Source organism: Variovorax sp. ISS6, assembly GCF_056523145.1.
Window position 1 is genome coordinate 5,224,137 of record NZ_JAWRZC010000001.1, and the last position, 23,715, is coordinate 5,247,851.

Below are 23,715 nucleotides of genomic sequence, written 5' to 3' on the forward strand. Positions count from 1 at the left end.
ATGGACCCCGGCGAGATCGCCACGCTCAAGTCGCGCTGGCGCGGCTGCGTCTGGGCCCACACGCTGAGCGACGACGAGGCCGAAGTGCTGCTGCCGCAGCTGCGCTTCGTCGAACTCGCCGCGGGCCAGGCCATCTGGCACCGCGGCGATCCGGCCGAGCACTGGGTCGGCATGGGGCGCGGCAGCATGAAGCTGTGCACCACCTCGGCTTCGGGCAAGCCCGTGACCTTCATGGGCCAGGCCTTCAGCTGGGTCGGCGAGGTCGAGCTGATCCGCAACGAACCGCGCTTCTGCGATGCGGTCGCGCTGTCCGATGCGGTGGTCATCAAGATGCCGAAAGCGGCCTTCTTCCACCTGCTCGACGGCAACCGCGCCTTCAACCGCTTCGTGCTGCAGCTGCTGAGCGAGCGGCTCACGCAGTCGATGGCCGTCACGCTGTCGGACCGCACGCTCGACCCGGTCGCCAAGGTCGCGCAGAGCCTGGCATCGCTGTTCAGCCCGGCGGGCTTTCCGCCGCGCTCGCTCGAGCTGCAGGTCTCGCAGGCCGAGCTCGCGCTCTACTGCAACATGTCGCGCCCGCGGCTCAACGCGGCGCTGCGGCGGCTCGAGGCCGAGGGCCTGCTGACGCTGGGCTACCAGGTCGTGACCTTGCGCGACCTCGATGCGCTGCGCGCCTACCGCGCCGCGCCCTCGGCCGCGAGCGGCAGCCACACGCGGCCCGAGACCGCATAGGCGTTGTCGCCGGCGATGCCGGCCACCGGTGCGCCCGAAGCAGGCGCCCAGACGTACTGCGCATGGGTGGCGAACAGCGCCACGCCGAGCTCGTCGCCGGGCCGCAGGCGCGCGGCCACGCCGCCGAGCGCGATGCGCTGTCGCCCCGGCGGCGCGGGCACCACCTGGTCCGACAGCAGCATCAGTTCGCCGTTGCGGCGCAGCGCGAGCCCCACCAGGGCCACGCCGGGTCCGCCGGCCGCCCGCACGTCGAGCTCGGCCTCGGGCACGCCGGCCAGCACCGCGCCGCGTGGCGCATCGGTGGGCAAGGGAACGAAGACCGGCGCCGGCGAACCGGCGCGCACCTCGGTCCGCGCGAGTGCCGCGCCGAACTGCGCCGCGATCGGCGCCGTGCCCTCGAAGGCCGTGCCGTCGTAGAGCGCGATGCACAGCTGGGGCACCAAAGGCGCGGACGGCTCGATGTCGCGCAGCTTGGCATCGAGCCAGCCGAGCATCGCGTCCATGGCATCGACGCTGCCGCAGCGCGCGGGCTTGTCGCGCTGCCCCGCGCGCGGATTCACATGGCCCGAGCGCAGCACCATGAGCCGCACGTCGCCGCCGCCGGCCTTCAGCTGGCGCCAGTTGCGCAGGCCCTCGTCCATGTCGAACAGCACGTCCTCGCTGGCCTGCACCACCAGCGCATCGACGCGGCGCGACGGCTGCCCGGACCAGCTCAGGCCCGAGGGGCCGTGCGCCTGGTAGGCATCGCGCAGCCGCTGCGCGTCGGCGCCCATGTCGTTCCAGGCCCAGACACCGGGCTTCGGTGCCGTCTCGCACAGCGGCCGCAGCAGCCCGCCGTCGCGCACCTTGCCGCGCTGCGCCATGAAGCATTCGAACTGCACGAAGCCCTGCTTGAGCACGCCCTGCGGCGCCAGCGAATGCTTCAGGTCGTACCAGGTCATCGACGGGATCGCGGTCGCGATGCGCGGCTCGAGTTGCGCGAGCTGCATCTGGTAGCCGCCACCGTACGAGCCGCCGATGCTGCCGATGCGCGGCCTGCCGTCGGCGCCCTTGCGCAGCGGCAGTTCGCGCTCGGCCCAGTCGATCAGGCTGCGGATGTCGGCGATCTCGGCCCGCGGATCCATGATGCGGCTGTCGCCGCCGCTGTCGCCATGGCCGCGGTGGTCGAAGCTGATCACCGCATAGCCGCGCTCGACCAGCGTGGGCACGAGGCGGTCGACGCGCGACCAGTAGCTCGCGCCCGGGTCGGTGTCGCGCGGCGGCAGTTCGCGCAGCCGGCCGAGGCCGAAGCCGCTCGCATGCAGCACCAGCGGATAGCCGCCCTCGGGCTTCGCATCGGGCAGGAACAGCGTGAACGCGACCTTCGTGCCCCTGGCCGCGTCGGCGCCCGCGAGCGGATCGGGCACCGTCGATTGCAGCGCGTGCTGTTGCACCGTGGCCGCGTGCGCCGCCGGCAAGGCCAGGCAGGCGGCGGCGCACAGCGCGATGGCGTGGATCAGGGTCTTCATGTCTCGTTCGTTCCTCGTCGTGTCTTTCGAAGCACGCGACTCTAGGAACGAGGGCCGCCGCTGTTTGTCCCCGCGGGAACAGATGCAACACGGTGGCTTCTGGCGGTTCTAGTGGTTAACACCGCCTCGAATCACATTCATTGACGGATTGAAAACTTCGCACTTAGAATTTCGGCGCAGGTTCAGATTTAAAGACCATCTGTGAGATGGCTTTGTCGCGCCTGCATGGTTTGCATCGTCTTCTTGCGGATTATTCCAATGGAGACAACTGTGCAACCCAACGCGCTCAAGATCCGCGGCATCGACGATGTCATCGCCTACCTGGATTCACGCCAGGGCATCAAGGGCCGGGCCGCCGTCATCTGGTGGCTCGCACTCGGCGGACTGTTCCTCGACGCCTTTTCCAATTCCGCACTGAGCGCGGGCCTCGGGCCCATGACGCGCAACCTCTCGCTGAGCGCCGCGCAGGTCGCGCTGATGACCTCGATGGCCTCGTGGGTCGCGATCGCCTTCAATCCCATCGGCGGCTGGATGGCCGACCGCTGGGGCCGCATCCGGCCGCTGATCCTCGCCAAGGTGCTGGCCGTCACGGGCGCGGTGATCGTGGTGTTCGCGCCGGGCTTCGAGACGATCCTGGTCGGCCGCTTCTTCGTGGGCGCGGCCTACGGCATCGACTTCGCGATCGCGATGGCGGTGCTGGCCGAGTTCACGCCGGCGCGCTTCAAGAGCCGGCTCAACACCTGGCAGGGCATGTGGTACCTGGCCGTGTGCAGCAACCTGCTGCTGGCGCTGATGTTCTATTCGTGGAACGTGGGCGATTCGATCTGGCGCTACTCGGTGGCCGCCACCGCGGTGTTCGGCCTCGCGATCCTGCTGCTGCAGTTCGCGCTGCTGGTCGAGAGCCCGGTCTGGCTCGCGCGCAAGGAACGGCTCGACGAGGCCGCCGCCGCCATGAGCCGCATCTATGCCGAGCGCTTCGCCGCCGCGCCGCGCCACGAGCGCGTGCCGGTCACGAACCAGGCCCGCCGCGGCGCGGCCAACGTGCTGCTGATCTTCCGCGGCGTCTACCTGCCGCGCACCATCCTCGCGGCCACGGTGCAGATCGGCCAGTCGATCCAGTACTTCGCGGTCGGCTGGTACCTGCCGCTGATCAGCGCCACGCTGTTCGGCAAGGACTTCGCGCAGGCCACCGTCGGCGCGCTGGCCTTCAACGTGTTCGGCATCTTCGGCGGCTTCCTCTCGCCGTGGATCGGCCGCAAGCTCGGCCTGCGCCGCGCCTCGGCCTTCGGCTTCGCGATGGTGTTCCTCATGCTGCTGACGCTGGGCCTGTTCCATGGCCGCATGCCCTTGTGGCTCGCGGTGGCGGTGCCCTCGCTGTTCATCCTGTTCCATTCGGGCGGACCGGGCGCCAACGGCAAGAGCCTGTCCTCGCTGTCCTTCCGCAGCGAGCTGCGCGCGGGTGCCAACGGCATCATCGGCGCGCTCGGCTCCATCGGCGCGGCGCTGGGCCTGCTGGTGTTCCCGCTGTTCCGCGAGAAGTACGGGCTCGAGCACACCTTCCTGATCCTCTCGGCGGTGCCGCTTGTCGCGAGCGCGATCTGCTTCGCGATCCGCTGGGACCCGACCCGTACCGGAATCAATCCCGACAACGAAGCCGGCGCGCCGCAGTTCAAGGACGACGCGCGCACCGGCATCCCTTCCGATTCGCTCCAACCCGCCGTGGGAAAAATGAACCGATGATCTCCATCACCGAGGATGTGATCCTCTCCATCGACGAAGGCACCTCGGGCACGCGCGCCGCGGTCGTCGGCCGCGACGGCCATGTCTCCTGCCTCGAGTACGCGCCCCTTTCGGTCGACACGCCGCGCCCCGGCGTGGTCGAGCAGGACGCCGACGCGATCCTCGCGAAGACCCTGGCCGTGTGCCGCGCCAGCGTGGCGCGCGCGCAGGCCGAGGGCAAGCGCATCGCAGCGCTCGCCATCGCCACCCAGCGCTGTTCGGCCGTGCTGTGGGACACCCGCACGGGCCGCGCGCTGGTGCCCGTGATGGTCTGGCAGGACACGCGCCATGTCGACGAACTGACGCGCCTCGCGCCCGAGTGGGACGCGCCGCTGATGCGCCAGCTCGGCCGCCCGGTCGGCGTGCGCTCGCCCTACCTCTGGGCCACGCACCACCTGCGCGACACGCCGGCCGTGGCGCATGCCTTCGAGCAAGGCCGGCTCGGCTTCGGCACCATCGACAGCTGGCTGCTGTGGCACCTGTCGGAGCGGCGCGAATGCGTGACCACGCCGACCAACGTGACCTCGGGCAATGCCTACGTGCTGGCCGAGCACCGCTACCAGCTCGAGTGGATCGACACCCTGGGCTTTCCGCGCGCGCTCCTGCCCGCGCTGCGCGAGGATGCCGGCGACCTGGGCCGCACGCGCGCCGAGCTGCTCGGCATCGCGGTGCCGATCCTCGCCTGCGCGGGCGACCAGCATGCGGGCGCCGTCGGCCTGGGCTGTCTCGACCGCGCGCAGGCCATGTGCGTGCACGGCACCGGCAGCTTCGTCGACGTGATCACCGGCACCGTGCCGCCCCTCGACGCGGGCCTGCATCCGGGCACGCTCGCCATGACGGCGCGGCGTTCGGGCGGCGTCTCGCACTTCGCGGTCGAGACCTATGTGGCCACTACCGGCTCAGCGCTCAACTGGGTCTGCGAGAAGCTGCAGTGGTTCGAGAACGCGGCGCAGATCGGCGCGCTGGCGGCCGAGGCCGCGAGCGCGAACGGCGTCAGCTTCGTTCCCGCCCTCACGGGCCTGCGCGTGCCCGCGATGGAGCCGGCCGCGCGCGCCTCGCTCACCGGCATCTCGATGGCGACCACGCGCGCCGAGGTGGCGCGCGCGGTGCTCGAGGGCATCGCGCATTCGGTGGCCGCGTGCATCGCGGCCAACGAGCAGGTCTCGGGCCTGCAGGTGTCCGAGCTGGTGGTCGGCGGCGGCCTGTCGGGCAGCTCGACCCTGCTGCAGATCCAGGCCGACCTCAGCGGCATGCCGGTGCGCCGCATGGCCGAGACCGAGCGCGCGAGCCTGCGCGGCGCCGCCTTCCTCGCGGGCGCCTCGGGCCTGCTGTGGCCCTCGCTGCAGGAGGCCCGCGCCACGCTGGCCACCGACGCGGTGTTCGAACCCGCGATCGGCGCCGACGAGCGCGAGGCCCGGCGCGCGCAATGGCAGGCACGGGTCGACTCCGAGCTCGCGCATGCGCAGCGCTTCAAGAACCCACCACTTTCCACCACGCCAGGAGAACTTCCACGATGAGGGTCCTGCCATCCCTTCGACCGGCCAGGGACCGCGCCGAGATGACGGCCACCGAGCCCCTGCGCCTGCACCGCCCCGACCTGCTCGCGCGCCTGGGCGACGAGCACTTCGACATGCTGATCGTCGGCGGCGGCATCACCGGCGCCTATGCCGCGCTCGATGCCAGCCTGCGCGGCTACCGCGTCGCGCTGGTCGAGAAGGACGACTTCGCCTTCGGCACCTCGTCGAAGTCCTCGAAGATGGTGCACGGCGGCCTGCGCTACATCGAGCAGGGCAACCTGGGCCTGGTGCGGCACTCGCTGCTCGAGCGCCAGCGCCTGCGCCGCAACGCGCGGCACCTGGTGCAGCGCCTGCCCTTCCTGTTCCCGGTGATGGAGCGCGAGGGCGTGTTCGACAAGCGCCTGGCCAAGGCCTTCGAGAGCCTGCTGTGGACCTACGACATCGCGGGCGGCTGGCGCGAGGGCATCCTGCACCAGAAGCTCAGCAAGGCCGAGGTGCTGTCGCACTGCCCCACCTTCCGCGAGGAGCACCTGACCGGCGGCTTCATGTACTTCGACGCGCGCGTGGACGACGCGCGCCTCACGCTCAACGTGGCGCGCACCGCCGCCTTCCACGGTGCCGCGGTGCTCAACCACGCGAAGGCGATCGAGATCACGCGCGACGCGCACGGCAAGGTCGACGGCGCGATCGTGCAGGCCGACGGCCGCGAGATCCGCGCGCGTGCCCGCGTCGTGGTGATGGCCACCGGCGTCTGGCTGCGCGACTGGGACGGCCGGCGCAAGAACGAGGAGAAGACGCTCAACGTGCGCCCGGCCAAGGGCGTGCACGTGGCGATCCCCTGGCTCAAGATCCGCAACGACTGCACCGTGACCATTCCGGTGCCGGGCCGCAACCGGCGCGCGACCATCACGCGCTGGGGCAACGTCTCCTACCTCGGCACCACCGACGAGGACTACGAGGGCAACCTCGACGACGTCTGCTGCACGCGCGAGGAGCTCGACTTCCTGCTCGAGGGCGCGCGCTCGGCGCTCAAGACCGACCTGCGCGCCGAGGACGTGGTCGGCAGCATCGCGGGCTGCCGTCCGCTGGTGGCGCCGCCCGGCGGCAAGACGCTCGAGATCAAGCGCAACCACGAGATCCGCACCGCCTCCGACGGGCTGCTGACCATCGTCGGCGGCAAGCTCACCACCTCGCGCCACATGGCCGAGCAGACCATCGATGCCGCGCAGAAGGTGCTGGGCCGGCGCGCCGGCTGCAAGACCAAGTCGGCCTTCCTGCTCGGCGCGGCCGGCTACGACGCGCAGGCGATCACCGCCTCGGGCGGGCTCTCGGCCCACCTGGGCGAGCGCTACGGCACCGAGGCGCGCTTCGTCAGCGACATCCTGCAGGACGACCCCGGCCTGCAGAAGCCGATCGTCGAAGGCCTGCCCTACAGCGAGGCCGAGATCGTCTACGCGGTGCGCCACGAACTCGCCCGCACCGTCGACGACGTGCTGTCGCGCCGCATCCGCGCGCGCCTGATGGCGCGCGACGCCTCGGGCCGCGCCGCGGACCGCGTGGGCGAAATCCTCCAGGCCGAACTCGGCCTGTCCCCCGCCGAGACGGCGCAGCAGGTCACCAGCTACCGCGCCGCCCTCGCACACGAAAAATCCATCCTCATGGGAGAAAGCAGATGATCAGCAAGGACGCCATCCAGCGCGGCTACAACCGCCGCAACTACATCGTCGGTGCGCACACGCCACCGGCCTATGCGAAGACCATCGCGGCCACCGACGGCCCGCCGGGCCTGCAGCGCGCGCCGATCGCGGTGCCGCCCGCGCAGCTCGAGGCGCTGCGCCAGGCCGCCGACGAGGTGCTCACCGCCACCGCCGACGTGGTGGCCTGGACCCGCGACTGGTGGGCCGGCTCCATGGTCAGCGAGACCGGCGGACGGCCCGCCACGCCGCAGGCCGCGATCGTGCGCGTGTCGAGCGTCGAGCAGATCCAGGCCGTGATGCGCATCGCGCACGCGGCATCGATTCCCGTCACCGTGTCGGCCGGCCGCAGCAACGTGACCGGCGCGGCGCTGCCGGTGCGCGGCGGCATCGTGCTCGACGTCTGCGAGCTCAACGAATTCATCGGCTTCGATGCCGAGAGCCAGATCGTCGAGGTCGAGGCCGGCATGTTCGGCGACGTGTTCGAGGAGACCATCCAGCGCGACCACCGGATGACCATGGGCCACTGGCCCTCGTCCTTCGGCATCAGCACGGTCGGCGGCTGGGTCGCCTGCCGCGGCGCGGGCCAGCTCTCGACGCGCTACGGCAAGATCGAGGACATGGTGTTCGGCATGGACGTGGTGCTGGCCGACGGCAGCCTCGTCACCGTGGGCGGCTACTCGCGCGCCGCGGTCGGCGCCGACCTGCAGCAGCTGTTCATCGGCTCCGAGGGCACGCTCGGCGTGATCGTGCGCGTGCGGCTCAAGCTGCACCGCCTGCCCGACTACGGCCGCGCCATCGCCTTCGGCTTCGACAGCTTCGCCTCCGGCCTCGAGGCCTGCCGCCAGATCATGCAGCGCGGCGCCAACCCGGCCGCGCTGCGGCTGTACGACGCGCTCGAGAGCAAGGTGCAGTTCGAGCTGGCCGACACGCATGTGCTGCTGATCGCCGACGAGGGCGCGCCCGAGATGGTCGATGCCGTCATGGCGATCAGCGAGCGCGCCTGCCGCGAGCTGGGCCGCGAACTCGACGGCCCGGTGATCTTCGAGCGCTGGCTCGACACCCGCTACCTCACGGGCAAGAGCGCCGAGGGCTTCAAGCGCAGCCCGGGCTTCGTGGCCGACACGCTCGAGATGAGCGGCCGCTGGAGCGACCTGAGCGCGATCTACGACGAGGTGGTGGCCGCGATCAACGCCGTGCCCGGCACGCTGGCCGGCTCGGCCCACCAGTCGCACGCCTACGTGGACGGCGCCTGCCTCTACTTCTCGCTGCGTGGCGAGGTCGAGGTGGCGGACCGCGCGCGCTGGTACCGCGCGGCCTGGGACGCGGCCAACGCGGTGCTGGTGCGCCACAATGCCGCGTTGAGCCACCACCATGGCGTCGGGCTGCTGCGTGCGCCCTACATGGCCGACTCGCTGGGCAGCGCCTTCCCGGTGCTGCAGGCGATCAAGCGCACGCTGGACCCGAAGAACATCCTGAACCCGGGCAAGCTCGGCCTCACCGACGAGCTGCCCCCTTCCGCAGACTGAGCCCCATCGAATGGACCGTTCCCTCGGCGCGCGCCTCGCGCGGCACCCGATCATCGCGACGCTCTACGGCGCGGAGCAGATCGACAGCTTCGTCGACAGCGCGAGCGAGATCGCCATCGTCGCGAACGTGGAGCTGCGCCGGTTGCAGGCCGTGGTCGCGACCATCACGCGCGCGGACAAGATCGCCATCGTCAACATCGACAGCTGCGAGGGCATCTCGCCCGACAAGGGCGGCGTGGAGTACCTGGCCGAGATCGGCGCGACCAGCCTGGTGTCCACGCGCGTGGCGACCATCCAGCGCGCCAACCGCGCCGGCCTGCTGACCATGCAGAAGGTGTTCGTGACCGACCGCTCGACCTGGCCGCGCAGCGTGAAGGCGCTCGAGCAGAGCGACCCGAACCTGGTCCAGCTGATGCCCGCGCCGATGCTGCCGCACATCTCGATCAAGGAGCGCAACGCGCTGCCGCCGATCGTCGCCTCGGGTTTCGTGATCACCACCAACGACGTGCGCAGCGCGCTCGCGGCCGGCGCGGTGGCGGTGTCGACCAGCGACACCGCGATGTGGAGCCTCGACATCCAGGCGCCGAAGACCGGCGCGGCGGGCTAGGACTTCTTCTTCGCCACCTCGCCCGTGGCGATCTGCTGGCGCAGCGCGCGCAGGCTGGCCTTGAGCTTGCGCTCGTTCTCCGGGCCCATGCGCACCATGATCTTCTGGCCCGCGCTGAGCGACTCGAGCTGGGGATCGACGTACTCGTAGCGCGTCCACGGGCGCTGCGAGGGATAGTCGCCCTTGACCTCGACCAGGCGCACCTGCACCGGCCCCTTGGGCTCGGGCGCGGCCAGCAGGTGGTCGATGACGGCGATCAGCCGGTCGTTGAAATAGCGGCCCGGATAGCCGAGCTCTTCATAGGCCTGCTGGAACAGCGGATAGAGCCGCGCGTACACGCCCGCGGCCTTGGCCGGATCGACCGATTCGGCGAGCAGCACGAAGCCGTTGTAGCGCGCGGCATTGTTGGCCGCGATGGTCTGGTTGGCCCCCTGCCCTTCGGTGATGAAGCGCTGGCCCGTGGGCTGCACCGGCCAGGCGCTGGCGGGCGCCTGCTCGCGCGCGAGGTTGTCGACCGTGGCGACGAAGCGCCGCACCACGCCGTCGGGGCGCAGAAAGGCATTGGCGTTCTTGCCGCCGAGCAGTTCGGCCAGCGCCTTCAGCACGCGCGAGTCGGAATCGGCCAGCGAGGGCAGCGCGGCATCGGGCGGCGCGAGCGCGTCGACCGGATTCTGCGGCCCCGAGGCCACGGGGGCCGGCGCGGGTGCGGGCGGTGCGTCCTCGGGCGTGGTGGCGGCCACCGGCGGCGCCACGGGCTGTTGCTGCTGCTGGTACCAGCGCCAGCCGAAGTAGCCGGCCACCAGCAGCACCAGCACGAGCAGCGCCCACGGCAGCATGGAGCGTTCGCGGCGCGGTGCGTAGTCGCGGGTCTCGCCCGCGGTGCTCATGTCGCGTTCGGCACGGAAGTCGTTGTTGTCGTTCTCGGGCATGGCGGCGTGTCTCTCCTGTGGCGTGCGGTGCGTGATGACGTACCGTCATGTTGCACGAACAAGAGGACCGGAACGCGCCGGTCCTCGTAACCCCGTGTGACGCCCTCGCCACACGGAAGTTCAGCCCACCTTCGACACGCCTGCGGCGCCACCGGTTTCCGGGGCGCGCGCTCGGCGCTCAGTGCGCCGCCGTGAGCGACTGCAGCCAGGCCAGCGTGCCCTGCAGCTCGGTCGGCCGGATCTCGTGGCCGCCGGGGAAATCGCTGCCCGCGAGCGCGAGCGGCAGGCCGCGCGCCAGTTCGCGCGTGGCCTGCGCGGCCGCGGGCGGAATCACGTTGTCGGCGCTGCCATGGCTCACCCACAGCGACTTGCCCTCGAAGGCCTCGGGCGCGGCCACCTGGGGCAGCACCTGCGGCAGCAGCCGGCTGTGCCAGACCATCGCGGCGCGCATCGACGCGGGCCTGGTCAGCAGCAGCGACAGCGCCATGATCCCGCCCTGGCTGAAGCCGCCGACCACCACGCGCTCGGGTGGAATGCCCAGTTGCGCCGAGGCCGAGGCCAGCATCTCGCCGACCAGGAAGCGGCTCTCGCGCTCCTGGTCCTCGTCGATGCGGCGCTGGCCGTCCGGCAGCACCTCGAACTCGAACCAGGCATAGGAGCCCGGCGTGAGCACGTAGGGCGCGCGCAGGCTCAGCACATGGAACTGCGGCGGCATCAGGCGCGCGAGGCCGAACAGGTCCTGCTCGTTGCTGCCCACGCCATGCATCAGCACCAGCAGCCAGGGATCGCGCGTGCCGGCGGCGGTCGGTTGTTCGAGGAATTGGAGCGGCAGTTGGAGCGTGGTCATGTCGATGGAAGAGGAAAGCGGAAGGTCCTGTCAGCGCACCGAAGCCTTGAAGCCTTCGGCGAGCGAGCGCGTGATATCGGCGGTGGGTTGTTCGCGGCAGCCGCTCGCGTTCTGGCCCGACCACAGCGGCGAGAAGTCGCCGCTGCCCTGGGCCTCGGCCTTGGCGCGCAGCGGCGCGATCGCCGAGGTGGCGAGCGGGAACTCGGGCGCGGGACCGATCGGGCCCAGCTCGCGGATCACGCGGTTGACGATGCCGCGCGCGGGCCGGCCGGTGAACAGGTTGGTCAGCGCCGTATGGCGCGCGGCCTCGCTCTTGAGCGCGCCGCGGTGCATGGCGCTGGTGGTGGCCTCGTTGGCCAGCAGGTAGGCCGTGCCCACCTGCACGCCCGCCGCGCCCAGCGCCATCGCGGCCGCCACGCCCTGCGCATCGGCGATACCGCCCGCGGCGATCACCGGCACGCGCAAGGTCTGCGCGAGTTGCGGCAGCAGCGCGAAGGTGCCCAGCTGTGCCGTGAGATCGTGCGACAGGAAATGGCCGCGATGCCCGCCGGCCTCGAGGCCCTGCGCGATCACCGCGTCGGCGCCGTTCGCCGCGAGCCAGCGGCCCTCCTCGACCGTGGTGGCCGAGGCCAGCACCTTGGCGCCCCAGCCCTTCACGCGCGCGAGCAGCTCGGCCGAGGGCAGCCCGAAATGGAAGCTCACCACCGGCGGACGGAATTCGGCCAGCAGCTCGGCGATCTCGGCGCTGAACGGGTTGCGGCCCGGGCCGGCCGCGATGCCCGCGGGGTCGATGCCGAACTCGGCGTAGTAAGGACCGAGCGCGGCGCGCCAGGTGGCCTCGCGCTCGGCACTCGGCACCGGCGGCTGGTGGCAGAAGAAGTTGAGGTTGTAGGGCTTCGTCGTGCCCGCGCGGATCGCCGCGATTTCGGTGCGGATCGCGTCGTTCGAGAGCATCGCGCAGGGCAGCGAGCCCAGCGCGCCCGCATTGCTCGCGGCGATCGCCATCGCGCTGCCCTGCACGCCCGCCATGGGAGCCTGGATCAGCGGCAGTTCGGTGCCCAGCAGTTGCAACAGCGTCGAGGTGGTGGTCATGAAAGAGGCTCCAGTGCGAACGGGGATTCTTCGGAAGGGGCGGCGTGCCGATGCGCGCGCCGCACGCCCGATTCTGAAGGGAAGCGCGGTCGCGCCGCCCGCGCGGGGTCATCGGCGCGGCTTGAGCAACAATGCCCGCATGCGCACAACGACCCCGTCGAACCGCCCTGTTCCGCACCGCCGGCCCCTTGCATCGCTCGCGGGGCTCGCCGTTAGTACCGTGATGTTCATGCTGCTCGCGGGTTGCACGAAGAACGAATCCGAAAGTGCGACTTCGGCACAGGACACGGCCGCCGCGGAGGCCACGCCCGCCGCCGCGGACCCGGCGCCGCCCGCCGCGCCCCGGCCCGAATTCTCGGCCACGCTGCAGCGCGACGCGCTGATGGCGCTGCTGTTCGAGCCGCCGCCCGCCGGCGAGACCGCGAGCCGCACCGATGACGTGCAGCTGCCCGAGATCGGCAACGACGGCAAGCCGATGACCGAGGGCTTCTCTCCGACCCGTGCGCAGGTCTCGCCGCGCGAGGTGGTCCGGCTCGACGACACGCATGCCGTGCTGCTCACCGAGACCGTGCCGGTGGACGACCGCGGCCAGCCGATGGATGCCCATGTGGCCGGCGCATGGCTCGGTGCCTATTTCTTCGAGCACGGCGACGCGGGCTGGAAGCTCGCGGGCCGCAACGACGGCGTCGACTACCTCGGCTTCTCGGGCAACATCGGCCTCACGCGCGTGGAGCGCATCGCGCCGCAGCGCTTCGTGCTGACCGTCACGAGCGGCAGCTGCTGGCAGGGCTACTGCGGCAGCTGGCTCTCGGTCTACGAGATCGGCGCGGCCGAGGTGCGCCAACTGATCGAGGGCGTGCCGCTGGGCGCCGACAACGGCGGTGCCGACGGCGCCTGCGAGTCGGTGCTGCAGGCCACGCGCCCCGAGGAAGCGCCGCGCGGCGCCTGCTTCCGCATCGACGGCAAGCCCGAGTTCGCGCTCGGCACGCAGGACGATCCGGGCGAGCTGCAGATCGTCTTCAAGGGCGCGCGCACGCGCGATGCGAACGACCTGCGCGTGCAGACCGTCGACGAGCAGCTGGTCTACAGCCTGCGCAACGGCGCCTATGCGCTGGTGCAGGGCCGCAATCCCGTGCCCTCGTTCTGAGACGGGCGCCGAGCGATGGGCTTCATCCCCGACCGCCGCATCGAAGCCGAGGCCACCGAGGCCGCGGCCGAGATGATCGAGCGCGCGCGCCGCAACTTCGACGTGGCGCTCGACTTCACCGACGCCAGCATCCGCAAGGTCGAGGCGCTGCTGCAGCAACTGCACCTGCGCGCGCGCAACGACAAGCCCAGCGACGCGCAGGTCTTCGACTACGCCAAGGGCCTGGGCAGCTACGTGGGCGAGGTGTTCCGCCGCAACCATGGCGCCGAATGGGGCGTGGTCGCGCTCGGCGACGACAGCTACCCCGGCATGCGCAGCGCCCAGCGCGAGCAGCTGTTCTGGCCCTGGCGCCGCGCCTACAACCGCATCGTCAACGGCCCCGAGGACAACGTCTGGCACTACTACCAGCTGCTGGTGGAACGCGCGGGCGGCACCCTGGCCGTGCACGACGACGGCATGCCGTCGAACTTCGCGCCACCGACGATGAACTACGGCCGCGCGCGCGCCGCCGCCACCGCGAAGGCTTCGCCGAGCGTGCGCTTCAGCGCGAATGCGCTGGGCGGCGTGCCCGCGCGCGCGAAGCGGCCCGCAACCTCGGCCGCGCCCGCGCCGGTGCGCAGGCCCTGGTGGAAGTTCTGGTGAGCCTCACACCAGCTTCAGGTCCTTCGGCGTCACGCCGTCGAACACCTTCGCGACCTGCGCGGGCGAGAGCCCGTACATGCGCTGGAACAGACCGCCGAGCACCGCGCGGTATTCGTTGAGCACCGGATAGTCGCGGTTCTGGAACAGCGTGGTGGCCGTCAGCGCCTGCTGCTCGCCGACCACGCGGCCGCCGGCCTGCGCCGAGAGGCCGCCGCCGAGCACCCAGTAGACCGTGCCATGGCCATGGTCGGTGCCCTTGTTGCCGTTCTCGCGGAAGGTGCGGCCGAACTCGCTGATGACCACCACCACGGTCTGGCGCCAGTTCTCGGGCTCCATCTCCTGCGCGAAGGCCGCGAGGCCGCGGCCCAGTTCCTCGAAGCGGTTCGCGAGGTAGCCGGTGGCCGCCCCCTGCCCCACGTGGGTGTCCCAGCCGCCGACATCGACGAAGCCGAGGTCGTAGCGCTCGCGCATCAGCGCGGCCATGCGGCGTGCCACCAGTTCGAAGCCCTTGGCGGTCATCGCGTTGCGGCTCGCGGCATCCATCTCGGCCTGCATCGCGCGCCGCACCTCGTCGCGCACCTGGAAGCCCTCGGCCACGGTCTGCGCGAGCGGGGTGTCGCGGTACATCGAGGCGATGAGCTGGCTCTGGCGCGCATCGAGGGTGGGCCGCGCATTGCCCGCGAGCGCCATGTTGGCGGCCCTCGCATCGCCACGCAGCGAGATCGGCAACTGGTCGGTGAAGGCCATCGGCGAGACGTCGGCGAGCGGCCCCGCGCCGAGCACGCCGGCGAGGCGGTTGAGGAAGCCCGAGCGGTAGTCGCGCCGGCGGTCGAGTGCCTGGCCCAGCTCGATGCCGTCCTGCGTCTCGAAGTGGCTGCGCGTGAGGTCGTCGGTGCCGGCGAAGGCGATGAACGCGGCCTGCTTCTGCTGGAACAGGGGCATCACGCTCTGCGCGAGCGCGGGATGCAGGCCCCAGTCGGCATCGAGCGGCAGCGCGCCGCCGCTGGCGCCCGGTCGCCCGATCGCGATGCCGGGCCGCGAGGCGTAGTAGAAATCGCTCGAGGTGGGCACCAGCAGGCTGGTGCTGTCGTAGGCACCGCGCAGGAACACGACCAGCAGCTTGGCGCCCTCGGCGGCCGGCGCGGCGATCAAGCGGGCGGCGGCGCCGGCCAGCGGCGCGGCGGCGGCGAAACGGAGCAGTTCTCGGCGTTGCATCGGCTTGTCCTTCTTCAAGGGGGCGCTAGCGGCGCATCAGCTCGGGCGCGGCCAGCAGCAGCGTGTTCCATTCGGGCGGGTTCTTCGCCTGCGCGAGCACCTCGCGCGTGCCGGCACCGAAGCCGGTCTGCATCTCGCGTACCGCGGGCGACTCGGCCAGCGGCGGGAAGGCCGGGCTCTCGAGCGGCGCCTTGGCATCGGTGCGGAACAGCACGGCACCGTTCGCACCGAGGATGCGCGCGATCTCGAAGCGCGTGTTCATCTGCCCCGCGCTGGCCCAGGCAGCCTCGTGCAGCGGATAGCCGTCGGGCGTCTCGTGGCCGTAGAGCGGCTGGCCCATGCGGTCGATCCAGTTGAGCAACGGGCCGACGTTCGCCGCCACGCGGCCGTCGTATGCCAGCCGCACGCCCGCGATCGCGTAGTGCACCGGGTCGCGGAACTTGCGGCCCAGCGAGGCCGTGAACTCGGGCGACTCGAACAGCGTGCGCAGGGTGGCGGCGATATCGCCGTCGCTGCGCGTGAAGCTCGCGGCCATGCGCTCGACCAGCGCGTTCGATGGATCGTCGGCCACGAAATAGACGGCGAGCTTGCGCGAGACGAAGCGCGCGGTGGCCGGCGCGCGCGCGAGGCGGTCGAGCGCCTCGTCGACCTCGGCCAGGCCGCGGCCGCGGATCGGCTCGCCCAGCAGCGTCTTGGGGCCGTAGTCGTGGCGGTTGGGATTGAACTCGAACAGCCCCTGGCGCCGGTAGTCGGCGGCGATCGCGGCCTTGAGCTTCGGCGGCGGCGCATCGGCCGGCTGCAGGCTCACGCCCACGCCGGTGAGCACGCGCGCGAGCTCCTGCACGTCGGCCTGCGAATAGCCGCTGCCCACGCCCAGCGTGTGCAGTTCCATCAGCTCGCGCGCGTAGTTCTCGTTGATGCGGTTGGCGGCGTTCTGCGCGTTGTCGAGATAGCGCAGCATCGCGGGATGGTGCAGCGTGGCGCCGAGCAGGTCGCGGAAACGCCCCAGCGCATGCGGGCGTATCGCGTTCTCCTCGTAGTCGCCGATCAGCGCGCGCATGTCGCCGCCCTTGCGCTGGCTGACGTTGAAGTGGTTCATCCAGAACCAGGTCATCTGCTCCTGCAACTGGTTCGGCGAATAGAGCGCGCGCAGCACGAAGCGCTGCTGCGCCTCGCGCGCGAGCCGGCTCAGGTGCTGCTGGTAGGCCTGGCGCGCGGCCTTCTTCTGGTCCTCGTCGGCCAGCGCATCGGCGGACTTGCGCTCGGCATCGAGCGCGATCGCGAGCGTGTCCACGGGCGTGCGCGCGATCTCCATCGCGTCGATCTGCGCCTGGGCTTCTGCCGGCAGCGGCTGCGGCGCGGGCTTCAGTTGCCGGCCCATCCACACCGCGAGGCCCTGCTTCTCGACTTCGGCCTGGCCGCTCGCGTTCGCGCCCCAGCTCACGCGGTCGAGCCAGCGCAGCTGGGTCAGTGCATCGGGCGGTGCGCCGCGCAAAGCGAGCGGCGTCGCGTCGGGCCGCGTGCCGAGCGCGCAGCCCGCGAGCCACAGCGCGGCGGCTGCCATCCATGCGCCCCGTGCGAGGCGCGACCGGATCGAAGAGATGTGCATGGTGGGTTCAACCCGCGCCGTCGGTGCGCGGTTGACCCAGGATGCCAGCGCCGTGTAAAGCTGCCGGTCAGCTTCGTTTCAAGGCGAAACGCCCCCCTGGCTCAGGCCGACACCACCGCGCTGGGCTGCGCCCCCGCGATCTGCCGCAGCGCGCGCTCGAACACCTCCACCGGCTGGCCGCCCGAGATCAGGTGCTGGTCGTTGATGATGATCGCGGGCACCGAGTGGATGCCCGCGTCGGTGTACATGCGCTCGCGCGCGCGGGTCTCGGCCGCGTATTCGTCGCTGGCCAGGATCTCGCGCGCCCGCACCGCATCGAGCCCCGCCGCTGCCGCGAGCCGAACCAGCACCTCCGGGTCGGAAGGATTCTCGGCATCGGTGAAGTAGGCCTTGAGCAGCGACTTCTTCAGCGCGACCTGCTTGGCCGCGTCCTCGAGTTCGGCCCAGTGCAGCAGCCGGTGCGCGTCGAAGGTGTTGTAGATGCGCGGCCGGCCCTCGGGATTGAAGACGAAGCCGACGGCCTCGCCGCGCTGGCGGATGGCCTCGCGCATCTGCGCCTGCTGCTCGCGCGTGGAACCGTATTTCTGGTTCAGGTGCTCGAAGGTGTCCTGGCCCTCGGGCGGCATCTGCGGGTTGAGCTCGAAGGGCTGGAAGTGCAGCTCGGCCGTCACCCCGGGCGCCACGCGGGCGATCGCGGCCTCCAGCGAGCCCAGGCCGACGGCGCACCAGGGGCAGGAGACGTCCGAGACGAAATCGATCTTGAGGTGGGAGGAGGATGGGCTGGTCATGGCCGCCATTCTTCCGCGCGGCGGCGGCCTTGTCAGGTGCAAGGTCTTCCGCCGCCCCACCCCTGCGGCGTCAGGCCGTGGCGCGCGCCGTCACCGGGCTCGCGCCCAGGGTCTGGGCCCGCAGGCGGTCGTACTCGGCCTTGTCGACCGGCACGGCATCCGGATCGCCGAGGTCGTTCATGTGCACGCGGTAGGTTTCGCGCGCGCTGATCGCGGCCAGCGCGGCCAGCACGGTCACGGCGAAGGTGATGCTGCCCACGGTGAGCCAGATGTTGCTGGAGCCGGGCGGCGCGACCGCGGCGAACAGCGCGGGCAGCAGGGCCGTGAAGGTGGTGCCGATGTTCTGCGAGATGGCCATCGCCGACACCCGGTTGCGGGTGCGGAACAGCTCGGGATAGAAGCTCGGGAAGGTGGCGTTGTAGCCCTGGTAGACGATGCCCCACATCAAGAGCGACATGCAGATCGCGAGCGGCACGTTGCGCACGCTGATGGCATAGAGGTAGGCGAACGAGAGCAGGCCCGAGGCCAGCGCGCCGACGATGATCGGCGGCTTGCGGCCGATGCGGTCCGAGAGGTTGCCCACGAACGGGATCACCAGCACCGCGAGGATGTTGCCGAGCACCGGGATCCACAGGTAGACGTCCTTCTGGAAGCCGATGCCGTAGGCCGACTGCACCGCGTAGGCGGCGCCGAAGATGGTGGCGACCACCGGGATCACATTCATCAGCGCCATGCAGACCACGCGCAGCATGTCGGCCCAGCTGTCGGTGAAGGCCTGCACGATCGGCGAGCGCGGCACCTCGCCCTTCTTGTCGGCCTCGGCGAAGGCCGGGGTCTCGTCGACCTCGCGGCGGATGACGTAGCCCGCGATGATGACGACGAAGCTCAGCAGGAACGGGATGCGCCAGCCCCACGAGTTGAAGGCCTCCTCGGGCATGTAGTGCGCGAGCGGCAGGAACACGGCGGCCGCCATGATCTGGCCGGCCTGCACGCCCTGCAGCGTGAAGCTCGCGAAGAAGCCGCGCCGGCCGAAGGGCGCGTGCTCGAGGATCATCGAGCTCGCGCCCGAGATCTCGCCGGCCACCGCGAAGCCCTGGATCAGCCGCAGGATCACCAGCAGCGCGGGCGCCGCCAGGCCGATCTGGTCGTAGGTGGGCAGCAGGCCCACGGCCACGGTCGAGAAGCCCATGAGGAACATGCACAGGATCAGCACCTGCTTGCGCCCGTGCGTGTCGCCCCAGTGGCCGAGCACGAAGGCGCCGATGGGCCGCGCGACATAGCCCACGCCGTAGGTCGCGAGCGAGGCGATGATGGCCGTGGTCGGGTCGCCCTTGGGAAAGAAGATCTGCGGAAAGATCAGCGCCGCGGCGGTGGCGTAGATGAAGAAGTCGTAGTACTCGAGCGCCGAGCCGATCCAGCCGCTGGCGGCGGCCTTCTTCGACTGGTGCTTGCCTTGTGGCTCGTGAGCCTTGGTGTTCGCCATGGGTTGTCTCCGGTGTGGACGAGGATGAGCGGGTGAATGGATGAACGAAAGGGAAATCAGTCCTGGGCCTGCGAGGCCATGCGCGCCGGCGCGTTGAGCGCGCCGTAGGCGTCGTAGCCGCCGATGCGCTGCGCCACCTCGAAGAACAGTCCGTCCCCGAAGCTCTCGGTGTAGATGTGCAGGTAGTCGCCGGCCGGCGAGCGGTCGAACAGCACGCCCGCCGCGCGCATGCGTTCGAGCAGCGCGGCATCGAGCTCGGTGCGCGTGGCGAGGTCGTCGTAGTAGTTGTCCGAGATCGGCACGAAGCGCACGCCGTTGGCACGCAGCCGCGCCACCGACGCGAAGATGTCGTCGCTGCGCAGCGCCACGTGGTGCACCGCGCCGCCGCCCTGCGCATGCACGGTGCGCGCGGTGCGCGTGCGCTGGCTCAGCGAGACGTTGAGCACGAGCCGCAGGCTGCGCGCGGCATCGGCCACGCCGCGGCTCTTGATCAGGCCGAAGGGATCGGCCAGCTCCAGGCTCTCGCCGACCTCGAGCCCGAGCACGGCGCGCGAGAACAGCACCCAGGTGTCGAGCTGGTCGAGCGCGAGGCCGAGCGCGACGTGGTCGATGGCGCGCAGTCCGGCGCCATCGCCCTCCTCTTCGCCCTGCGCTTCGCCCTGCGCTTCGCCCTGCGCTTCGCCGGGCTCGAGGATGAAGTCGGCCTCGTAGAGCCCCGTGGCGCCGAGCGACGACGGAATGAAATGCAGCAGGTTGCCGCCGGGCACCACGATCGCGGGCACGGCCTGCTCGCCGGGGCCGACCGGGCTGTCGTGCCGCTGCGAGCACAGCGCGGTGGCGCGCGCCACCGCGGCCTGCGGATCGTCGGTGCGCACGCCCAGCGCGCAGACCGAGGTGCCGTGCGCCTCGAAGCGCGTGCGCGCAAAGCTCTCGGGCTGCGCATTCACGACCATGTGGATGTCGCCCTGGCGGTAGAGCGTGACGGCCTTCGAGCGATGGCGGCCCGCGCGGCGAAAGCCCAGTTGCTGCAGCAGCGTGCCGAGCGCGCCGGCCGAAGACTCGTCGGCCGCGAACTCGATGAAGGACAGTCCGCGAAAGGCCGGCGCATTCGGCGGATCGAACAACAAGGGCCGTGCCGAGGGAACGGACTCGCGCACCTGGCTCTCGAGGTACAGCAGCGAGCGCATCGCATCGACCGCGGTGCGGCGGTTCGGCGTCTCGCGGAACAGGTCGTTGAAGATCTCGAGCGACAGCGGCCCGGTGTAGCCGGCGCGCAGCACATGCGCATAGAAGCCCGCCACGTCGAAGTCGCCCTGCCCCGGGAACACGCGGTGGTGGCGCGCCCACTGCAGCACGTCCATCGAAAGCTGCGGCGCATCGGCCATCTGCAGGAAGAAGATCTTCTCGCCCGGGACGTCGGCGATGCCGGCCGGATCGTCGCCCAGCGACAGCGTGTGGAAGCTGTCGAGGATCAGGCCCAGCGCGGGATGGCCGGCGCGCCGCACGAGGTCCCAGGCCTGGCCGTAACGCGAGGTGAAGCGGCCCCAGGCCAGCGCCTCGAAGCCCACGCGCAGGCCATGGGTCGCGGCGCGTTCGGCCAGCGCATGCAGCTGCGCGGCGGCGCGCGCGGGATCGTCGATCGCGAGCGGCGAGGTGTTCGAGCAGCACAGCATCAGCGGCACGCCCAGCGCGGCCATCAGCTCGAACTTGCGCTCGGCGCGCTCCAGGCCGCGGCGGAACTGCGGCTCGGGCATGCCTTCGAAGTCGCGGAACGGCTGGTAGAGGTCGATCGCGAGGCCCAGGTCGGCCGCGAGGCCGCGCAGCTCGGCAGCCGTGCCCTTGAAGTTGACGAAGTCGCTCTCGAACAGCTCGATGCCGTCGAAGCCCGCTGCCGCGATCGCCTCGAGCTTCTGGCGCAGCGTGCCGCTGAGCGAGACGGTGGCGATCGAGCGGTGCATGCGCGGCGCGGCGCGCTGCGAAAGGTCGGCGGAGGGCTGGAGCGTGTTCACGGGAGCGACTTTAGGAACGCCGGCCCGTGCCCACAACCATTTAGCGCGGCCTTTGATCGATCATCGAACGCCATCGTGCGAATTTCGCACGAATCAGGGGTTACACCTAGGTCCGGCGGACCATCGATGCCCCCGCCGAATCAGAGACTGCGCCAGTAATCGATCAGCAGCTGCGCGAATTCGACCGGCCGCTCGACCGCGCTCACGTGCGCGGCATCGATGCTGGCGAGCCGCGCGTGGGGGATCGCCGCGGCGATGGCTTCCGACATCGCGAACGGCGTGGCCTCGTCCTGCAGGCCGCCGATCACCAGCGTGGGCACCGCGATGCGGCGGTTGCTGTCGCGGAAATCGATGGCCGCCACCGCGTTGCAGCTCTCGATGTAGGCCTGCGGATCGTTGGCCAGCAACACCGCCTGCAGCTGCTCGGCGGCCACCTGCCCCTCTGGCGTGGCGGCGAAGGCCGGCGTGAGCCAGCGCGACACCGCGCCCGGCGCGATCGCGGCCACGCCGCGCGCGGCCACGGTCTCGGCGCGCGCGCGCCAGGGTGCCTGGTCGGGATAGTGGGCCGAGGAGTTCGCGATGGTCACGGTGCGCAGCAGTTCGGGATGGCGCACGGCCAGCGCCTGCGCCGTCATGCCGCCCATCGACAGGCCGACGAAGTGCACCGGCTCGCCGCCGGCCTCGCGCTGGATCAGCTCGGCCGCGTCCTGCGCCAGCGTCTCGATGCGCAAAGCGCCCGGCACGCGCTCCGAGGCGCCGTGGTTGCGGTGGTCGTAGCGCAGCACGGTGTGGGCGCGCGCGAGCTGCGCGGCCACGCCGTCCCACATGCGGAGGTCGCAGCCGAGCGCATGGCTCAGCACGACGATCGGGCCATTGCCTTCGCGGACGAGGTTCAGACGGGTCATGGTGCGGGTTCCTTCGAGAGGGGATGAAGACGGGGGAGCCAGAAGAAGGCGATGGTCAGCAGCGAGCAGGCGGCGGCGACCATGGGGATCACCATCGGCCAGGCGCCGTTCGAATAGTCGGCATCGACGAACAGCGCGGCGAACTGCCCGACGCAGAAGGCGACCATCATCATGCCGAAGCCCGACCACGAGACGGCGCGGCCCGCGAGCTGCGGCAGGTCGCCCACCGCGCCGGCCTGGCCGCAGGGCTGGTGGATGCCGTGGCCCAGGCAATAGACCGCGTGGCCCGCCAGCAGCGGCACCGCGCTCAGCGGCGCGAGCCAGCAGCCCAGCACCTGGATCGCGGCGCCCGCCATGCTCAGCGAGGCGCCCAGTTGCACCGTGCGCACCGGCCCGTGGCGGCGCAGCAGCCGGCGGCACATGGTGGTGCTGAAGATGTAGACCAGCGAACCGCCGGCCGGGATCCAGCCGTACCAGGCCGGCGACCAGCCGAGGTAGCCGATGTAGACCATCGGCGACAGCAGCAGGAAGCAGAACAGGCCGCCATAGGTCGAGGCGGCCACCGAGGCCCAGGCGCGGAAGGCACGGCTCGCGAACACCACGCGCGTGCTGCCGCGCGGTGCCGAGGGCGTGTCGACGAAGCTCGGCCGGGTCTCGCCGAAGGAGCGCCAGCACAGCGCGAACAGCACCAGCGCATAGAGCGCCATCGCGCCCATCACCCAGCGCCAGCCCGCGCCCTGCACCAGCCAGGCACCGAGCAGCGGCGCCACCAGCCCGACCACGCCCAGCCCCGTGAGACCGCGCGCCATCACGTGCGGTCCCTCGTGGGCCGGATAGAGATCGCGCACCGCGGCGCGCGCGCAGACCAGGATCGCCGCCATCGAGAAGCCCTGCAAGGTGCGCCAGCCGGCCAGCATGAACACGCTGCCCGCGAAGGTGCCGCCGAGCGCGGCGAGCGCATAGCAGCCCAGGCCCGCCAGCAGCACCGGCCGGCGGCCGAAGCGGTCGGCCAGCGGTCCGCACAGCAGTTGCGCGAAGCCGAAGGCCAGCACGAACAGCGTGAGGCTGGTGCTGGCCGAACCGAGTTCCCTGGCGATCGCGGGCAGCGCCGGCAGGTAGCTGTCGGTGGCCACCGGCTGGGCCGCGAGCAGCAACGGCAGCAGCAGCGCGAAGCCGGCGTGCCAGCGGCCCTTCAGGTTTGCTGGTGGTCCTTGCGGCGCGCTCACTGCGCCGCCGCAGGCAGCAGGCCCTTCTCGCGCAGGATGTTGGTGGCGATGCCGAAGGCGTGGTTGGCGACCGGCACGCCGCAGTAGATGGCGGCCATCATGATCACTTCCTTGATGTCCTCGGGCGTGAGCCGCGACTCGGGCGGACCGTCGAGCGCCGCGCGCACGTGCATCGCGAATTCTTCATAAGCGTGGATGCCGAGCATCATCGACAGCACCATGAAACGGCGCGTCTTGTCGCCCAGCGCGGGGCGGCCCCAGATGTCGTTCCACGCATGGCGCGTGATCAGTTCCTGGAACTCGGCATTGAAGCTGTTGCGGTTGGCCAGCGAGCGGTCGACCCAGGCGTCGCCGAGCACGCGGCGGCGGTTGAGCAGGCCCGATTCGTAGCCGTCGGCGGGGGTGTCGGAAGAGGAAGTCATGTCCGGGAATCCTTGTTCGTGTGTTCTTGCGAATC

The 23,715-nt window shown here is 71.0% G+C and carries 20 protein-coding genes; 8 read left to right on the plus strand and 12 right to left on the minus strand.

Going from position 1 to position 23,715, the window contains the following annotated elements:
• Nucleotides 1–732 (plus strand): Crp/Fnr family transcriptional regulator, encoded by a 732-nt coding sequence (locus AC1HIL_RS24255; RefSeq protein ID WP_479670211.1) that lies wholly within the window; start codon nt 1–3, stop codon nt 730–732.
• On the opposite strand, the gene AC1HIL_RS24260 is transcribed toward AC1HIL_RS24255, so the two are convergent.
• Nucleotides 675–2,240, minus strand: coding sequence for an alpha/beta fold hydrolase (locus tag AC1HIL_RS24260; protein WP_479670212.1), 1,566 nt, complete (start codon nt 2,238–2,240; stop codon nt 675–677). The genes AC1HIL_RS24255 and AC1HIL_RS24260 overlap by 58 nt on opposite strands.
• Nucleotides 2,241–2,510: 270 nt before the next feature.
• Here AC1HIL_RS24260 and AC1HIL_RS24265 point away from each other — a divergent pair, with 270 nt between their 5' ends.
• Genes AC1HIL_RS24265 through AC1HIL_RS24285 form a run of 5 tightly spaced genes read left to right on the plus strand, consistent with a single transcriptional unit; the run spans nt 2,511 to nt 9,366 of the window.
• On the plus strand, nt 2,511–3,980 hold the full coding sequence (locus tag AC1HIL_RS24265) for an MFS transporter (RefSeq protein ID WP_479670213.1): 1,470 nt from the start codon (nt 2,511–2,513) through the stop codon (nt 3,978–3,980).
• Nucleotides 3,977–5,536 (plus strand): FGGY family carbohydrate kinase, encoded by a 1,560-nt coding sequence (locus AC1HIL_RS24270; protein WP_261206668.1) that lies wholly within the window; start codon nt 3,977–3,979, stop codon nt 5,534–5,536. The genes AC1HIL_RS24265 and AC1HIL_RS24270 overlap by 4 nt, the downstream gene beginning before the upstream one ends.
• On the plus strand, nt 5,533–7,212 hold the full coding sequence (locus tag AC1HIL_RS24275) for a glycerol-3-phosphate dehydrogenase/oxidase (protein ID WP_208510386.1): 1,680 nt from the start codon (nt 5,533–5,535) through the stop codon (nt 7,210–7,212). The genes AC1HIL_RS24270 and AC1HIL_RS24275 overlap by 4 nt, the downstream gene beginning before the upstream one ends.
• Nucleotides 7,209–8,759, plus strand: a complete 1,551-nt coding sequence (locus AC1HIL_RS24280) for an FAD-binding oxidoreductase (protein ID WP_479670214.1) — start codon at nt 7,209–7,211, stop codon at nt 8,757–8,759. The genes AC1HIL_RS24275 and AC1HIL_RS24280 overlap by 4 nt, the downstream gene beginning before the upstream one ends.
• A 10-nt stretch (nt 8,760–8,769) precedes the next feature.
• Nucleotides 8,770–9,366, plus strand: coding sequence for a glycerol-3-phosphate responsive antiterminator (locus tag AC1HIL_RS24285; protein ID WP_057596439.1), 597 nt, complete (start codon nt 8,770–8,772; stop codon nt 9,364–9,366).
• Here AC1HIL_RS24285 and AC1HIL_RS24290 read toward each other — a convergent pair.
• From AC1HIL_RS24290 to AC1HIL_RS24300, 3 genes are all read right to left on the minus strand, one after another.
• On the minus strand, nt 9,363–10,295 hold the full coding sequence (locus AC1HIL_RS24290; RefSeq protein WP_479670215.1) for a DUF3014 domain-containing protein: 933 nt from the start codon (nt 10,293–10,295) through the stop codon (nt 9,363–9,365). The genes AC1HIL_RS24285 and AC1HIL_RS24290 overlap by 4 nt on opposite strands.
• 178 nt (nt 10,296–10,473) lie before the next feature.
• Nucleotides 10,474–11,142 carry an alpha/beta hydrolase gene (locus AC1HIL_RS24295; RefSeq protein WP_422096610.1) on the minus strand — a complete coding sequence of 223 codons (669 nt, stop codon included), beginning with the start codon at nt 11,140–11,142 and terminating at the stop codon, nt 10,474–10,476.
• Nucleotides 11,143–11,172: 30 nt separating this feature from the next.
• Entirely contained in the window at nt 11,173–12,234 is a 1,062-nt protein-coding gene (locus AC1HIL_RS24300) for an NAD(P)H-dependent flavin oxidoreductase (RefSeq protein WP_479670216.1), read from the minus strand.
• Between the two features lie 223 nt (nt 12,235–12,457).
• Between AC1HIL_RS24300 and AC1HIL_RS24305 the strand changes: the two genes are divergently transcribed.
• Together AC1HIL_RS24305 and AC1HIL_RS24310 are read left to right on the plus strand one after the other, a co-directional pair.
• Nucleotides 12,458–13,381: a hypothetical protein gene (locus AC1HIL_RS24305; protein WP_479670217.1), complete on the plus strand. Its 924-nt coding sequence runs from the start codon at nt 12,458–12,460 to the stop codon at nt 13,379–13,381.
• Between the two features lie 15 nt (nt 13,382–13,396).
• Nucleotides 13,397–14,023 (plus strand): hypothetical protein, encoded by a 627-nt coding sequence (locus tag AC1HIL_RS24310; RefSeq protein ID WP_479670218.1) that lies wholly within the window; start codon nt 13,397–13,399, stop codon nt 14,021–14,023.
• Between the two features lie 3 nt (nt 14,024–14,026).
• Here AC1HIL_RS24310 and AC1HIL_RS24315 read toward each other — a convergent pair whose 3' ends face one another.
• The 8 genes from AC1HIL_RS24315 to AC1HIL_RS24350 form a co-directional block, all read right to left on the minus strand.
• On the minus strand, nt 14,027–15,238 hold the full coding sequence (locus tag AC1HIL_RS24315) for a DUF1501 domain-containing protein (protein ID WP_413763065.1): 1,212 nt from the start codon (nt 15,236–15,238) through the stop codon (nt 14,027–14,029).
• 25 nt (nt 15,239–15,263) lie between these two features.
• Nucleotides 15,264–16,847: a DUF1800 domain-containing protein gene (locus tag AC1HIL_RS24320; protein WP_479672781.1), complete on the minus strand. Its 1,584-nt coding sequence runs from the start codon at nt 16,845–16,847 to the stop codon at nt 15,264–15,266.
• A gap of 101 nt (nt 16,848–16,948) precedes the next feature.
• Nucleotides 16,949–17,635, minus strand: a complete 687-nt coding sequence (locus AC1HIL_RS24325; protein WP_479670220.1) for a DsbA family oxidoreductase — start codon at nt 17,633–17,635, stop codon at nt 16,949–16,951.
• Between the two features lie 70 nt (nt 17,636–17,705).
• Complete coding sequence (locus AC1HIL_RS24330) at nt 17,706–19,118, minus strand: MFS transporter (RefSeq protein WP_479670221.1); 1,413 nt, start codon at nt 19,116–19,118, stop codon at nt 17,706–17,708.
• A 56-nt stretch (nt 19,119–19,174) separates the two neighbouring features.
• Entirely contained in the window at nt 19,175–21,076 is a 1,902-nt protein-coding gene (locus AC1HIL_RS24335) for a bifunctional sugar phosphate isomerase/epimerase/4-hydroxyphenylpyruvate dioxygenase family protein (RefSeq protein WP_479672438.1), read from the minus strand.
• 191 nt (nt 21,077–21,267) lie between these two features.
• Entirely contained in the window at nt 21,268–22,032 is a 765-nt protein-coding gene (locus tag AC1HIL_RS24340) for an alpha/beta fold hydrolase (protein ID WP_398500964.1), read from the minus strand.
• On the minus strand, nt 22,029–23,258 hold the full coding sequence (locus tag AC1HIL_RS24345; protein ID WP_479670222.1) for a multidrug effflux MFS transporter: 1,230 nt from the start codon (nt 23,256–23,258) through the stop codon (nt 22,029–22,031). Before AC1HIL_RS24345 ends, AC1HIL_RS24340 begins: the two co-directional genes overlap by 4 nt.
• A complete protein-coding gene (locus tag AC1HIL_RS24350; RefSeq protein WP_296724900.1) occupies nt 23,255–23,680 on the minus strand; it encodes a carboxymuconolactone decarboxylase family protein in 426 nt (141 codons plus the stop codon). Before AC1HIL_RS24350 ends, AC1HIL_RS24345 begins: the two co-directional genes overlap by 4 nt.
• Nucleotides 23,681–23,715: the final 35 nt, after the last annotated feature.